This window comes from Desulfarculus baarsii DSM 2075 (assembly GCF_000143965.1).
In the GTDB taxonomy this organism is placed as follows: Bacteria; Desulfobacterota; Desulfarculia; order Desulfarculales; family Desulfarculaceae; genus Desulfarculus; species Desulfarculus baarsii.
The window spans coordinates 1,253,777-1,268,330 of record NC_014365.1; the positions used below are offsets into that span (position 1 = coordinate 1,253,777).

At 67.5% G+C, this 14,554-nt stretch carries 10 protein-coding genes; 8 read left to right on the forward strand and 2 right to left on the reverse strand.

Annotated features, from left to right (window positions below):
- Positions 1–46 precede the first annotated feature (46 nt).
- The 4 genes from dprA to DEBA_RS05660 all read left to right on the forward strand — a co-directional run bounded on the left by dprA (position 47) and on the right by DEBA_RS05660 (position 7,530).
- Positions 47–1,177 (forward strand): DNA-processing protein DprA, encoded by a 1,131-nt coding sequence (dprA, locus tag DEBA_RS05645; RefSeq protein ID WP_013257953.1) that lies wholly within the window; start codon positions 47–49, stop codon positions 1,175–1,177.
- 2 nt (positions 1,178–1,179) lie between these two features.
- Positions 1,180–3,600, forward strand: coding sequence for a type I DNA topoisomerase (gene topA, locus DEBA_RS05650; protein WP_013257954.1), 2,421 nt, complete (start codon positions 1,180–1,182; stop codon positions 3,598–3,600).
- Between the two features lie 147 nt (positions 3,601–3,747).
- Positions 3,748–5,451, forward strand: coding sequence for a class I adenylate-forming enzyme family protein (locus DEBA_RS05655; protein WP_013257955.1), 1,704 nt, complete (start codon positions 3,748–3,750; stop codon positions 5,449–5,451).
- 174 nt (positions 5,452–5,625) lie between these two features.
- The gene (locus DEBA_RS05660) at positions 5,626–7,530 is read left to right on the forward strand and encodes a heavy metal translocating P-type ATPase (protein ID WP_013257956.1); all 1,905 of its coding nucleotides are present in this window, start codon (positions 5,626–5,628) and stop codon (positions 7,528–7,530) included.
- Positions 7,531–7,608: 78 nt separating this feature from the next.
- Here the strand turns inward: DEBA_RS05660 and radA are convergent, their stop codons facing one another.
- Entirely contained in the window at positions 7,609–8,955 is a 1,347-nt protein-coding gene (radA, locus tag DEBA_RS05665; protein ID WP_013257957.1) for a DNA repair protein RadA, read from the reverse strand.
- A gap of 203 nt (positions 8,956–9,158) precedes the next feature.
- Here radA and trxA point away from each other — a divergent pair, with 203 nt between their 5' ends.
- The 4 genes from trxA to DEBA_RS05685 all read left to right on the forward strand — a co-directional run bounded on the left by trxA (position 9,159) and on the right by DEBA_RS05685 (position 11,839).
- Positions 9,159–9,485 (forward strand): thioredoxin, encoded by a 327-nt coding sequence (gene trxA, locus DEBA_RS05670; protein ID WP_013257958.1) that lies wholly within the window; start codon positions 9,159–9,161, stop codon positions 9,483–9,485.
- 19 nt (positions 9,486–9,504) lie between these two features.
- Positions 9,505–10,425: a thioredoxin-disulfide reductase gene (gene trxB, locus DEBA_RS05675; protein ID WP_013257959.1), complete on the forward strand. Its 921-nt coding sequence runs from the start codon at positions 9,505–9,507 to the stop codon at positions 10,423–10,425.
- A complete protein-coding gene (locus DEBA_RS16865; protein ID WP_013257960.1) occupies positions 10,422–11,264 on the forward strand; it encodes an outer membrane protein assembly factor BamD in 843 nt (280 codons plus the stop codon). The genes trxB and DEBA_RS16865 overlap by 4 nt, the downstream gene beginning before the upstream one ends.
- Positions 11,265–11,335: 71 nt before the next feature.
- Positions 11,336–11,839 carry a DUF2867 domain-containing protein gene (locus DEBA_RS05685; RefSeq protein ID WP_013257961.1) on the forward strand — a complete coding sequence of 168 codons (504 nt, stop codon included), beginning with the start codon at positions 11,336–11,338 and terminating at the stop codon, positions 11,837–11,839.
- Positions 11,840–11,894: 55 nt separating this feature from the next.
- Here the strand turns inward: DEBA_RS05685 and alaS are convergent, their stop codons facing one another.
- A complete protein-coding gene (gene alaS, locus DEBA_RS05690) occupies positions 11,895–14,549 on the reverse strand; it encodes an alanine--tRNA ligase (RefSeq protein ID WP_013257962.1) in 2,655 nt (884 codons plus the stop codon).
- Positions 14,550–14,554: the final 5 nt, after the last annotated feature.

Here is a 14,554-nt window from a genome sequence, read left to right on the forward strand (position 1 = left end):
GCTAAAAAAAGGCCTTGACGCGGGCCATAAGGGTGGTTAGCTTCCTATGCCCATGGACCTGGATAACGCCGCATTGAGCCGCGAGGAGCTGCTGGACTGGCTGGGCTTGCGCCTGATCCCCGGCGTGGGTGGGGTGACCTTTGCCCGGCTGCTGGACGCCTTTGGCCGGCCGGGCCGGGCCCTGGGCGCGCCGCTGGAGGCCTTGTCGGCCGTGCCGGGCCTGCGGCGGACGCTGGCCGAGGCCATCAGCCGCCGCGCCTGGAGCGAGGAGCCAAGCCTGCAACTGGAGCGCTTGGCCGAAGTGGGCGGCCGGGTGATCACCCTGGCCGACCCGGAATATCCGCCGCTTCTGGCCAACGCCTTCGCCCCGCCGCCGCTGTTGTTCGTTCGGGGCGACCTGGGGCCTTGCCGCGAGGGCGGGGTGGCCGTGGTCGGCTCGCGCAATATGACGACCTATGGCCAGCGCATGGCCGCCGAATTGGGCCGTGATTTGGCGAGGGCCGGCCTCAGCGTGATCTCCGGCCTGGCCAGGGGCGTCGACGGCCAGGCCCACCGGGCGGCGCTGGAGGCCGGCGGCCACACGGTGGGCGTGTTGGGCTGCGGGCTGGACGTGGCCTATCCGCCCGAACACGCCGGGCTCATCGAACGGATGGCCGGCCAGGGCGCGGTGGTCAGCGAGTTTCCCATGGGTTCGCCGCCGGCCCAGGCCAATTTTCCGGTGCGCAACCGCATCATCGCCGGGCTGAGCCGGGCGGTGGTGGTGGTCGAGGCGGGCCTGCGCAGCGGCGCGTTGATCACCGCCCGCCACGCCCTCGAGGAAAACCGCGAGGTCTTCGCCGTGCCCGGCCTGGCCGGCCTGGCCAGCAGCGCCGGCTGCAACGAGCTTTTGCGGCGCAACGCCGCCCAGCTTCTGGAATCGGCCCAGGACATCCTGGCCCCCGGGGCCCTGGGGCGGGCGCCATCGCCGGCCCGGCCCCGCGCCCTGCTGAGCCAGGACGACGGCCTGCTGCCCGAGGAACGCGCGCTCTTGGCCCTGGTCGGCCCCGAACCCACGCACGTCGACCAGTTGATCCGCCGTAGCGGACTGGACGCCCAAAGCGTGGCCCATCATTTGTTGAATCTGGAATTGGCCGAGCGGGTGCGACAGCTCGCCGGCAAAAGATACGAGTTGGCCTAGTAATGCCCAAGAACCTGCTTATCGTCGAATCGCCAGCCAAGGCGCGCACCATCGGCAAATACCTGGGCCCGGACTTCATCGTCAAGGCCTCGGTGGGTCACATCGTCGATCTGCCGCCCAGCGAGCTTGGCGTCGACCTGGAAAACGGCTTTCAGCCCCATTATCGGGTGATCAAGGGCAAGGACAAGGTCATCAAGGAGCTGCGCGCCGCCGCGGCCAAGGCCGGCGAGATATTTCTGGCCCCCGACCCCGACCGCGAGGGCGAGGCCATCGCCATGCACATCGCCCAGCAACTGGGCCGGCCCCTGGAAAGCTATCACCGCGTGCTCTTTCACGAGCTGACCAAAAGCGCCATCGCCAAGGCCGTGGCCGCGCCGGCCAAGATCGACGTCGATCGCTACAACAGCCAGCAGGCCCGCCGCGTGCTCGACCGCCTGGTGGGCTATCAAATCTCGCCGCTGTTGTGGGACAAGGTCAAGCGCGGGCTCAGCGCCGGGCGGGTGCAGTCGGTGAGCCTGCGCCTGGTGGTCGAGCGCGAACGGGCCATCCAGGCCTTCGAGCCCCAGGAGTATTGGACGGTCACGGCCATGCTCCAGGGCCAGCAACCGCCGCCCTTCGCCGCCCGCCTGGCCCGCCTGGCCGGCAAGAAGTTCGACCCGAAAAACGAAAAAGAGGCCATGGCCGGCGTGACGGCCATCCAAGGCCAGCGTTTCGTGGTCGAAAAGCTGACCAAGCGTCAGCGCAAGCAGCAACCCGCGCCGCCTTTCATCACCAGCACCCTCCAACAGGAGGCCTATCGCAAGCTGGGCTTCGCGCCCAAATACACCATGGGCTTGGCCCAGGCCCTCTACGAAGGCAAGCAGACCAGCGAAGGCCAGATGGGCCTGATCACCTACATGCGCACCGACTCCACCCGCCTGGCCGCCGAGGCCGTCGCCACCGTGCGGGCCCTGATCGCCGCGCGCTATGGCCAGGAATATCTGCCGGCCAAGCCCAACGCCTACAAATCCAAGGCCAACGCCCAGGAGGCCCACGAGGCCATCCGGCCCACCAACGCCGCCCTGACCCCCGAGTTGCTCGAGGCCTATCTCAGCCGCGACGAGCTGCGGCTCTATCAGCTCATCTGGAATCGCTTCGTGGCCTGCCAGATGGCCCCGGCCGTCTACGACCAGACCCAGGCCGAGATCGTCGCCGGCCAGGGCCTGTTGCGGGCCAGCGGCCAGGTGCTGCGTTTCCGGGGCTTCACGGCCGTCTATGTCGAGGACCGCGACGAGCACGGCGGCGACGAGGCCCGGGCCTCCGCCGAGGCCAAGGATCACGACCAGGCCCTGCCGCCTTTGCCGCCGCTGGACGAGGGCCAGGAGTTGGCCCTGCAAGGCGTCGAGCCCAAGCAGCATTTCACCCAGCCGCCGCCGCGCTTCACCGAGGCCTCGCTGGTGCGCGAGTTGGAAGAGCAGGGCATCGGCCGGCCCTCGACCTACGCCGCCATCTTGTCGACGATCCAGGAAAAAGACTACGTCAGCAAGGACCAGAAACGCCGCTTGATTCCCACCGAGTTGGGCTACCTGGTCAACGACCTGCTGGTGGAGTGTTTTCCGCAGATCATGGAGGTGGGCTTCACCGCCCAGCTCGAAGGGCTGCTGGACCAGGTCGAGGAAGGCCGCCAGGACTGGCGCGGCCTGCTGGCCGATTTTTATGGGCCCTTCCAGCAGGCCCTTGGCGCGGCCAAGACCCACATGCGCCAGATCAAGGGCAAGGGCGTCGAGACCGACGTCAAATGCCCCCTCTGCGGCAAGCCCATGGCCATCCGTCTGGGCCGCAACGGCGAGTTTCTGGCTTGCAGCGGCTATCCCGAGTGCAAGAGCACCAGCGACTTCAGCCGCGACGAAAAGGGGGCCATCGTCCTGCAAGAGGCCGCGCCCGACCCCGGCGTGGCCTGCGACAAGTGCGGCGCGGCCATGGTCGTCAAAAAAGGGCGTTTCGGGCCGTTTCTGGCTTGTTCGGCCTATCCCCAGTGCAAAAACATCATGGCCCTGGGCGCCGACGGCAAGCCCGTGGCCAAACCCCAGCCCGAGGCCACCGGTGAAAAATGCCCCAAATGCGGCGGCGAGCTGGTGATCAAGCCCACCCGCTCGGGCGGGCGGTTCATTTCCTGCGCCAATTACCCCAAGTGCAATTATTCCAAGGGCCTGTCCACCGGCGTCAAATGCCCCAAATGCGGCGGCGAACTGGTGGAGAAACGCAGCCGTCGCGGCAAGCCATTTTATGGCTGCGATAATTTCCCGACCTGCGACTACGCCTCGTGGGACCGGCCCATCGACGAGCCCTGCCCCCAGTGCGGGCATCCGTTTTTGGTCGAAAAAGTCGGCAAGAAAGAAACCGTCGTCCGCTGCCCCCAGCCCGACTGCAATTTCAAGAAATAGCCCGCCGCCAACGGATCGGCCGATCAACCCGCCGGCCCGGCTTGCCCTGGCCGACGGGCGGGTTTTGTTGACAGCGGACGGGGCTGTTTCTATACTGATCGCGCCGCGAAAAAACGTTATCAGCGCAAGAAGGGATGGGCGCGCATCATGAACGAGCAAAAACGGTCCCAGTGCCAGGAGCGCTACAAGAATCTGCTGCCGAACCTGGCCGACTACGTCGAAAAACACGCCCGCGAAAACGCCGCCGGCCTGGCCCTCATCGAGCACAACACCGGCGAGCATATCAGCTGGAAAGACTTCAACAAGTCCGTCAACGCCTTCGCGGCCAAGCTGCTGTCGATCGGCCTGCGCAAGGGCGACATCGTGGCCACGTCGCTGCCGCTTTTAAAAGAGCACGTCTACTTGATGTACGCCTGCCACCGCGTGGGCCTGATCATCGCCCCGCTGGACCTGCGCCTGAAGACCGGCGAGATTCAATACTGCCTGGACAAGATCAAACCCAAGGCCTATTTCTTTTTGGGCAAGACGCCCCTGGCCGACTTCCGGCCGATGATCCAGGAAGTGATGAAATCATCGCCCTACGTGGACCACTGGGTGCAGTTTCAAAAAGAGCCCGAGCTGGTCATCCCCGGGGCGGTGGGCATCGGCCAGTTCGTGGCCGACATCAAGTGGGTGTTCATCAAGAGCCTGCTGACCGGGGCGGTGAAAAAGGCCCGGGCCAAGGTGGGCAAGCGCGACGCCTGCCTGATCATCTTCACCACCGGCTCCACCGGCTCGCCCAAGCCCGGCCTGATCTGCCACGAAAACATCCTCATCCAGAACATCGGCCTGATCGTGGCCTTTGACATGGCCGAAAAAGACCGCATGCTGGTCAACCTGCCGCCATCCCACGTGGGCTGCGTCACCGAGCAGCTCGACACCACCATCGTCGGCGGCGGAACCTGCGTGCTCCTGCACGTCTTCGACCCGGCCGCCAGCCTGCAGGCCATCCAGCAACACAAAGTCACCACCCTGGGCCAGATTCCGGCCCTCTTCAACCTGGAGTGGCGACTGCCCGATTACGCCAAGTACGATCTTTCGTCGCTACGCTTCGCCATCTACGGCGGCCAGTCGGTGCCCCGCGAGTTTCTGGAAAAGCTCCAGGCCATGGCCCCGACCATCGGCACCGGCCTGGGCCTGACCGAGACGGCCGGTTTCTGCACCTACACCGACATCGGGGCCAGCGTCGACAGCCTGGCCCAGGGCATCGGCTTCGACTCGCCGTTGTGCCCCATCGGCATCCGCGCGCCCATGACCACCGACGGCAAGGCCGGCGCCGAGAAAAAACCCGGCGAGATCGGCGAGATCTGCTTCTCGGGGCCGCAGGTGTTTCTGGGCTATCTGGGCGACCAGGCCAACACCGCCAAGACCATCAGCATTGATGGCGTGCTCTACACCGGCGACCTGGGCTACTACGACGACAAGGGCCTGCACTTCGCCGGCCGCTCCAAGATGGTCATCAAGCCCAAGGGCTATCAGGTCTTCCCCGAGGACGTGGAAAACCACATCGCCGGCAAATTCAAGGGCCTGGTGACGATGGTGGCGGCGGTGGGCGTCGAGCACGCGGTCTTTTCGGAGGGCATCGTGGTCTTCGTGGAAAAGGCCAGGGCCGACGTGAGCCTTTCGGCCAAGGACGTCATGGCCGCCTGCGAGGACATCTCGGCCTATTCGCGGCCCAGCCACGTGGAGGTGGTCGACCCCGAGGGCATCCCCCTCAACCGCGTGGCCAAGACCGACTATCTCAACCTCAAGGCCGCGGCCAAGCGGATCATCGACGAGCTGCGGGCCAAGGGCGGCTGGGACGCCGCCTGAGGCCCTTTGGCCATGAATCTTCGCGCCGGGGCCTGGTTTGGGGGCCCCGGCTTTTTTGGCGCGGGCAAGTTGTTGATTGAAAATTTTATTAGGATATACTAACGAAAAACCGGCGGCAGAAGCCGCCACCCGCGCGATGAAGAATCATTGCACCCAAACGGAGAAGCAAGGCAAATGATCGGACGTTACGCCAACTTGGGGGCCTATCGCCAGCTTGTCGGCTCGGGCGAGTTTTTGCGGGCCTTGGGCGGCGGGGCCTTGGCCCTGGCCGGCTTCGTGGTGGGTCAACACCCCGGCCCGTGGGCTCGCTGGACGGCGTTGGGGTTGATCGGGGCGTCCATCGCCGTCAACGGCGCGCCGATAATCTGGGGGGCGCTGCAAGGGCTGTGGGAGCGCCGGGTCAACGTGGACGAGCTGGTCAGCCTGGCCATCGTGGCCTGCCTGATTCAGGGCGAATACCTCAGCGCGGCGGTGGTCAGTTGCGTGATGGTGCTGGGCTCGTTGATCGAGCAGGCCACCGGCGACTCGGCGCGCAAGGCCATCCAGTCGCTTTTGGATCTTTCGCCGCACACGGCCCTGGTCTGGGCCGACGGCCAATTCCAGGCGCGGCCGGTGGAGCGGGTGGCGGTGGGCGACCGGCTGCTGCTGCGGCCCGGCGACCGCCTGGCCGTCGACGCCGTGGTCAAAAAAGGCGCTTCGGCCGTGGATGAGTCATCCATGACCGGCGAGCCCATTCCCCGCGACAAGGCGCCTGGCGATGCGGTTTTCGCCGGCACGCTCAACCTGAACGGCGTGCTGGAGGTCGAGGCCACCCGCGTGGGCCAGGACAGCACCCTGGGCCGGGTGATCAAGCTGGTCAGCCAGGCCGAGGCCCACAAGCCCAAGGCCGTGCGCCTGATCGACCGCTACAGCCGTTGGTTCACGCCGCTGATCCTGGCCTGCGCCGGGGCGGCCTGGGCCATCACCGGCGAGGCCAACCGGGCGGTGACGGTGCTGATCGTCGGTTGCCCCTGCGCGCTGATTCTGGCCGCGCCGACGGCCATCGTGGCCACCATCGGCCGGGCGGCCAAGGCCGGGGTGCTGGTCAAGGGCGGGCAATACCTGGAGGCCGTGGCCACGGCCGATGTGGTGCTTTTCGACAAGACCGGCACCCTCACCGAGGGCAAGCCCCGCGTGCGCGAGGTCATCCCGGCCGCGGGCGTCGACCGCCTGGAGGTGCTGCGCCTGGCCGCCTGCGTCGAGCAGGACAGCAGCCATCCCCTGGCCCGGGCCGTGCTGAAGGCCGCCCAATACGCCAAGATCGTCATCGACCGGGCCGAGCAGACCTGCGCCAAGATCGGCGCGGGGGTCTGCGGGCTGGTGCAGGGCAATCTGGTGGAGGTGGGCGGGGCCTGCCTGGCCGGGGCCGGGGCTGGCGCGCCGGCCGAGCTGAGCGCCAAGCTGCTGGAGATCAAGGAGCAAGGGGCCACGCCGTTGTATGTCTACCAAGACCACCGGCCCGTGGGCCTGATCAGCGTGGCCGACCGGGTGCGGCCGGCGGCCAAGGGCGCGGTGGAGGAGCTCAAGGCCTTGGGCGTCGGCCAGGTGGGGCTGCTCTCGGGCGATCACCAGCGTTCGGCCGATATGGTGGCCGAAGCGGTGGGCCTTTCGCGGGCCTGGGCCGAGATGCTGCCCGAGGACAAGCTGGGCGTCATCGCCCAGATGCAGGCCCAGGGCCGGCGGGTGATCTTTGTCGGCGACGGCGTCAACGACGCACCGGCCCTGGCCGCCGCCGACGTGGGCGTGGCCATGGGCGCGGCCGGCGCGGACGTGGCCCTGGAGACCGCCGACGTGGCCCTGATGAACGACGACGTGGCCAAACTGCCTTTTTTGATGCGCCTGAGCCGGCGGATGATCCGCATCATCAAGTGGAACATCGCCTTTGGCCTGGCCTTCAACGCCGCGGCCGTCCTGGCCAGCGCCGGGGGCTACCTCAGCCCGGTGCTGGGCGCGCTGGCCCACAACGTGGGCTCGGTGCTGGTGGTGCTGTGCTCGGCCAGTCTGGCCTTTTACGAACGGCCCCGGGCCATGGCCCGCTGAGGCGCGGCCAGGGCCTGGCGCACGGGCGCGCACGGTTTTGAAACCGGGAGCTTGGCCAAGCGCCGGTTGGTCAGGCCCCTAGGGCCACAAAAGCTCCAGCGCCTGGGCCAGCCGGCTGGCGGCGACCAGTTCGATGGAGTGATTGGCCGGGCTTTCTCCGCCGGCGGTGACGGCTCGGCCAAAGCCATGGCGGGCGGCCTCGGCCAGACGGGCCCGCAGGCGGCCCACGGCGCGCAGTTCGCCGGCCAGGCCCACCTCGCCAAAGCAGACCACATCCTGGGGCACGGGCCGGCCGCGCAACGAGCTGGCGATGGCCGCGGCCACGGCCAGATCGGCGGCCGGTTCGATCAGCTTGACGCCGCCGGCCACGTTAACGAAAATATCGCAGCCGGCCAGCTCCAGGCCGGCGTGGATGGCCAGCACGGCGGCCAGCATGGCCAGGCGGCCCTGGTCCACGCCCAGGGCCTGACGCCGTGGCGTGGCCAGGCCCGAGGGGCTGACCAGGGCCTGCACCTCCACCAGCAGGGGCCGCGTGCCGCCGAGGGCCGCGCAGACCACGCTGCCGGGCGCGTCGCCGGGACGGTGGGCCAGCAGGGCGGCCGAGGGATCGCCGACCGGGCGCAGGCCATTTTCGCCCATCTCGAAGACGCCGACCTCATCGGTGGCCCCGAAGCGATTTTTGACCGCGCGCAACAGGCGCAGGCGCATGGCCGGCTCGGACTCGAAATGCAGCACCGTGTCGACCATGTGCTCCAGCACGCGGGGCCCGGCCAGCGCGCCGTCCTTGGTGACGTGGCCGACCATCAACAGCGGCGCGCCGCCGACCTTGGCCCGGGCGGTCAGCTCGGCGGCGCAGTGGCGCACCTGGCCCACGCTGCCTGGCGCGCCGGCCAAATCGGCCGAGCGCAGGGCCTGGATGGAGTCGACGATGACCACGCCGTGGCCGCCGCGGGCGATTTGTTCCAACACCGGCTCCAGGGCCGTTTCGGCCAGCAAGTCCACGCCCTGGCCGCCCAGGCCCAGGCGCCGGGCGCGCAGGCCCACCTGGGCGGCCGATTCCTCGGCCGAGACGTAGAGCACCCGCCGCTGGGCCGTGGACAGGCTGGCGGCCAGTTGCAGCATCAGCGTCGATTTGCCGATGCCCGGTTCGCCGCCCACCACCACGGCCATGCCCGCCACCAGCCCGCCGCCCAGCACGCGGTCGAGTTCGCAAAGGCCCGATGGCAGGCGAGGTTCGGGGTGTTGGCCGGCTTGGGCCAGGGGCGTCAGGGGCGTTGGTTTGGCTGTTTGGCCAGCCGGCCGCGCCGGCTCCTGGCGCTCCTCGACCAGGGTGTCCCAGGCCTGGCACACGGGGCAGCGTCCCATCCACTTGGGCTGGGACGCGCCGCAGTTCTGGCAGACGTATATGGAGCGCGTTTTGGCCAAAAATCACCTCCGGCGGGTTTGGTCATGATAAACTTGAAGCCGGCTTCGGTCAACGGCGGCGAGTCGGCCCACCGGGCGGCGGCGATGGGTGGTATTGATTTGACAAGCGCGTGATTGAACCATATAACTGACAATGAGGAAACTACCAAATGGCGCGGCCCTGCCGCGCGTATTGTCGACAAGGCATTAAGGAGAATACGGCAATGGCGGGCAACGTTGTCCAGGTGACCGACGATAGCTTCGAACAGGAAATCCTCAAGTCCGAACTGCCCACCCTGGTGGATTTCTGGGCCTCGTGGTGTGGCCCCTGCCGGGCCATCGCGCCGGTGGTCGAGGAGCTTTCCGAAGATTACGCCGGCAAGGTCAAGGTGGCCAAGCTCAACGTCGACGAGAGCCCCAAGACGCCGGGGCAGTACGGCATTCGGGCCATCCCCACGCTGATCATGTTCAAGGACGGCAAGCAGGTCGACCAGATCACCGGCGCGGTGAGCAAGGCCCACATCGAAGAGGCGCTGAAAAAACTCCTCTAGCCCGCTGGTGCTTACATCAATGGAAACGCGCGATTTGGTCATCGTCGGCGGCGGCCCGGCCGGGCTCACCGCCGGCCTGTACGCGGCCAGGGCCCGCCTGGACGTGGTGCTTTATGAGCGCCTCAGCCCCGGCGGCCAGGTGCTCAGCACCGATTGGGTGGAAAACTGGCCAGGCGCGGTGGAGGGCGTGAGCGGCTTTGATCTGGCCGACAAGATGCGCGACCACGCCCTCAAGTTCGGCCTGGAGATCGTCTCGCGGGAGATCTCCGGCCTGAGCGCCGAGGGCGGCCGGCTGCTTTTGCATCATCACGGCGGCCAGGTCACGGCCAAGGCGGTGATCCTGGCCATGGGCGCCTCGCCGGCCAACCTGGGCATCCCCGGCGAGGCCCGCCTGACCGGCAAGGGCGTGTCCTACTGCGGCACCTGCGATGGTCCGTTCTACCGCGATCAGACCGTGGTCTGCTTTGGCGGCGGCGACACCGCGGCCGAGGAGGCCATTTTCCTCACGCGCTTTGCCCGCAAGGTTTACCTGGCCCACCGCCGCGATCAACTGCGCGCCGCGGCCGTGTTGCAAGAGCGGGTGCTGGCCAACGAAAAAATCGAGGTGCTGTGGTCCCACGCGCCGGTGTCGATCAATGGCGAAAACGGCGTGCAAAGCGTGACCATGCGCAACCTGAAAACCGGCGAGCAGTTCGACCTGCCCTGCGACGGGGCCTTCGTCTTCGTGGGCACCCGCCCGTCCACCGGTTTTTGCGCCGGGGCGGTGGAACTCGATCAACAGGGCTTCATCAAGACCTTCGGCGACCAAAAAACCAGCATGCCCGGCGTCTTCGCCGCGGGCGACTGCTGCGGCAAACTGCTGCGCCAGATAGTCGTCGCCGCCGGTGAAGGCGCCACCGCCGCCTACGCCGCCCAGCGGTATTTGGAAGAACACGAATGAGCAAAGCACTCAGACTGATTATCGCCGCCGGCATGATCGCCGCCCTTGGCTTGGTCGGCGGTTGCAGCACGGTCAAGGGTTGGGTCGGCAACTTGGGCTTTGGCGGCGGCGGCGACGGGGCGGTGGAGGCCTTTGACACGCCGGCCCAGGTCCTGGCCACCGAGGCCGAACAAGCCTATCAAGAAGGCAACTACGAAGAAGCGGCCGAAACATTCCAGCAACTCAAGGACCGCTTCCCCTACAGCAAGTTCGCCCTGTTGGCCGACCTGCGCCTGGGCGACGCCTACTTCAAGGACGAGCGCTACGACGAGGCCATCCTGGCCTACGAGGACTTCATCCGCCTGCATCCCAAGAACGAAGGCGTGCCCTACGCCATGTATCAGATCGGCATGGTCTATCACGAGCAGATGCTCACCCCCGACCGCGATCCCACCTTCGCGCGCAAGGCCATGGAGGCCTTCCAGAAGCTCATGCGCGAATACCCAAAGAACGAATGGTCGGTCAAGGCCGTGCCCCGCTTCCAGGAATCGGCCGCCCGCGCCGCCGCGCACGACCTGGCCGTGGGCAAGTTCTACTACAACACCGGCAAGTACCCCGCCGCCATCTATCGCTTCAAGCGGGTGATGACCCAATACCCCGACGTGGGCCTCTACGACGAGGCCATGAGCGCCCTGCAGCGCGCCCAGGCCGACTACGACGAGCAGTTGGCCGAGGAGGCCGAGGAGTACGCCGGCCTCAGCGAAGAGGAAAAGAAGGCCCTGGAAGACGAAAAGCGCCAAAAGGAAGACTCGTCCAAACCCTTTGCCGACGAGGGCCGCCGCGAGGATTCTAACTTCTAACGCGCTGGATTTCATGGCAAACCACGGGGCCGCGCCGATTGCGCGGCCCCTTTTATTTAACGGAGGGCCGGATGGAATCGTTGCATCACCCCGTCGTGGCCGAGCTGGCCCGCGGGGCCGACCACCTGGACGAAAAGGCCTTTCGCGGCCCGGCTGGCCAAAGCGACTTCGTGCGGGGCATATTGTTTGCCCCGCCGCCGGGTTGGCTGCGCGCGCTCTTCGCCCTGCGCGGCGTGCTGGCCAAAATCCTGGGCCTGCGTCACGAAACAACGGCGACAGAGGCCCAGACGCCACGGGCCATGCCCACGGAAGTCGGCCAGGGCCTGGACATGTGGACGGTGCGCGCCTTCGAGCCAGGCCGGCTGTGGGCGGCGGGCATCGCCGACAAGCACCTGAACGTGGTGCTGTCCGTGCTCAGCCAACCGGCCGGCGACGGCCTGTTCGAGCACCGCGTGCTGACCATCGTCCACTACAACCACTGGACGGGGCCGCTCTACTTCAACCTGATCCGGCCCTTTCACCACCTGGTGGTCTGGCGCTGCGGGCGTCGCGCCGCCGCCGGCCTGGGCGCATAAAAAAAACGGACGCCCATGGCCGGGCGTCCGTCTGATTCGGGCAAAAAAGCTTGCTTCAGGCCTTGGCCTGCTCGGCCAGCATGGCCGAGGCCCGCTCCATGGCTTGATCCAGGGCGTCGGGGTTTTGGCCGCCGGCCTGGGCCATGTCCGGCCGGCCGCCGCCGCCGCCGCCCACCAGCGGGGCCAGTTCCTTGACGATGTTGCCGGCGTGGAAGCGGCCTTGCAGATCCTTGCTGACCCGGGCCAGCAGGAAGGCCTTGCCCTCGGCCGCCGCGCCCAGCACCAGCACGCCCGAGCCCAGGCGCTCGATGATCTCGTCGGAGAGGGCGCGCAGGGCCTTGGCCGAATCCACCTCGACCTTTTGCACCAACACCCGCGCGTCGCCGTGGTTGACCACGCCGGCCAGCAGATCGCGGCCGCCGCCGCCGCCGGCCAGCTTGGCCTTGAGTTGTTCGACCTCGCGCTCGCGCTCCTTGAGCGTGGCCATCAGCTTGGCCACGCGTTCGGCCAATTCGGTGGGCCGGGCCTTGAGCAGGCCGGCGGCCTTGTGCAGTTCGTCTTCCATGGCCCGCACCGCCGCCAGGGCCGCCCGGCCGGTGAGAGCCTCCACGCGACGCACGCCGGCGGCCACCGATGACTCGGCCACCAGCTTGAACAGGCCGATGTCGCCGGTGCGTTTGACGTGGGTGCCGCCGCAGAGCTCTTTGGACAGGCCGGGGATCTCCACCACGCGCACGGTGTCGCCGTATTTTTCGCCGAACAGGGCCATGGCCCCGCTGCCCAGGGCCTCCTCGGCGGGCATCTCGGTGACGGTCACGGCGATGTTGGCCAGCACGCCCTCGTTGACCATGGCCTCGACCTGGCCCATCTGCTGGGGCGTCATGGCCTCGAAGTGGGAAAAGTCGAAGCGCAGGCGTTGGGGCGAGACCATCGAGCCGGCCTGCTTGACGTGATCGCCCAGCACCTGGCGCAGGGCCGCGTGCAGCAGGTGAGTGGCCGTGTGGTTGCTGGCCGTCTCGCCGCGCGGGCCGTGGTCCACCGTCAGGTTCAGGCGCTCGCCCACGGCCAGGTAGCCCTCGCTCACCGTGATCTCGTGGGCCACCATGTCGCCGCCGGGCTTGCTGGCCGTGCTGACCACGGCCTTGCCGGCCGGCCCCTCCGCGCGGCCCGAGTCGCCGGCCTGGCCGCCCGATTCGCCGTAAAACGGTGTTTGGTCGCAGACCAGCAAGGCCTTCTGACCCGCGCCGACGCGCTCGACCATCTGGCCGTCGACGATCAGGGCCACCACCTGGCCCTGGCCCTCCAGCCCATCGTAGCCGGTGAAGGCAGTCTTGAAGCCCTTGGCGCGCAGCTCGGCCAGGGGGCCGCTGAGGCCCTCCTCGCCCGAGCCTTTCCACGAGGCGCGGCTGCGGGTCTTTTGCTGGCCCATGGCCGCCTCGAAGCCGGGCTCGTCCACGCCCAGGGCTTCTTCCTCGCAGATGGTGCGGGTCAGGTCCACGGGGAAGCCGTAGGTGTCGTAGAGCTTGAAGGCCACCTCGCCCGGCAGCGCCGTCTGGCCCTTGGCCTTGGCCTCCTCGATGGCCTCGGCCAGCAGCTTCAGGCCGGTGTCGAGGGTCTCGTTGAAGCGCTCCTCTTCGCTGGTCACCACCTTGTCCACGAAGGCGCGGGCGTCGCCCAGCGCCGGGTAGGCTCCCATCATCTCGTCGATGACCTTCATGGCCACCTGGTGCAAAAATGGTTTTTGCGCGCCCAGCTTGCGGCCGTGGCGGGCGGCGCGGCGCAGGATGCGGCGCAACACGTAACCTCGGCCCTCGTTGCTGGGTAGGATCCCGTCGGCCACCAAAAAGGCGCAGGCCCTGGCGTGATCGGCGATGACCCGCAGGCTGATGTCGGCCTGGTCGCTCTGGCCGTAGGCCGTCTGGGTGATCTGGCAGGCCCGTTCGATGATCGGCGTGAACAGATCGCTGTCGTAATTGCTGCGCACGCCCTGGACTACGCCGGCGATGCGCTCCAGGCCCATGCCGGTGTCGATGCTAGGCTTGGGCAGGGGCGTGGTCTGGCCCGAGGCGTCACGGTTGTACTGCATGAACACCAGGTTCCACAGCTCCAGATAGCGATTGCAGTCGCACCCCACGGCGCAGTCAGGCCGGCCGCAGCCCATCTCCGGGCCCATGTCGATGTGGATCTCGGAACAGGGGCCACAGGGGCCGGTGTCGCCCATAGACCAGAAATTGTCTTTGTCGCCCAGGCGCACGATGCGTTCGGGACGCACGCCCACTTCGCTTTGCCACAGCTCGGCCGCCTCGTCGTCGGAGTGATGCACGCTGACCCAGAGTTTTTCGGGATCGAGGCCAAAGCCCACCGTCAGCAGCTCCCAGGCGAAGGTCACCGCGTCCTGCTTGAAGTAGTCGCCAAAGCTGAAGTTGCCCAGCATCTCGAAAAAGGTGTGGTGGCGCGGCGTGCGGCCGACGTTCTCCAGGTCGTTGTGCTTACCCGAGGCGCGGAAGCATTTCTGGCTGGTGGCCGCCCGCGTGTAGGGGCGCTGTTCCTGGCCCAGAAAAACCTGCTTGAACTGGACCATGCCCGCGTTGGTGAACAACAGCGAGGGGTCGTCCTTGGGGGCCAGGGGGCTGCTGGCCACGACCTGGTGGCCCTTGGAGGCGAAGTAGGCCAGGAATTTGCCGCGAAGCTCGTTGCCGCTGAGAGCCATGATCG

Coding starts and splice junctions, on each gene's coding strand:
- dprA (WP_013257953.1), top strand. CDS start 47: ATGCCCATGGACCTGGATAACGCCGCATTGAGCCGCGAGGAGCTGCTG.
- topA (WP_013257954.1), top strand. CDS start 1,180: ATGCCCAAGAACCTGCTTATCGTCGAATCGCCAGCCAAGGCGCGCACC.
- DEBA_RS05655 (WP_013257955.1), top strand. CDS start 3,748: ATGAACGAGCAAAAACGGTCCCAGTGCCAGGAGCGCTACAAGAATCTG.
- DEBA_RS05660 (WP_013257956.1), top strand. CDS start 5,626: ATGATCGGACGTTACGCCAACTTGGGGGCCTATCGCCAGCTTGTCGGC.
- trxA (WP_013257958.1), top strand. CDS start 9,159: ATGGCGGGCAACGTTGTCCAGGTGACCGACGATAGCTTCGAACAGGAA.
- trxB (WP_013257959.1), top strand. CDS start 9,505: ATGGAAACGCGCGATTTGGTCATCGTCGGCGGCGGCCCGGCCGGGCTC.
- DEBA_RS16865 (WP_013257960.1), top strand. CDS start 10,422: ATGAGCAAAGCACTCAGACTGATTATCGCCGCCGGCATGATCGCCGCC.
- DEBA_RS05685 (WP_013257961.1), top strand. CDS start 11,336: ATGGAATCGTTGCATCACCCCGTCGTGGCCGAGCTGGCCCGCGGGGCC.
- alaS (WP_013257962.1), bottom strand. CDS start 14,549: ATGGCTCTCAGCGGCAACGAGCTTCGCGGCAAATTCCTGGCCTACTTC.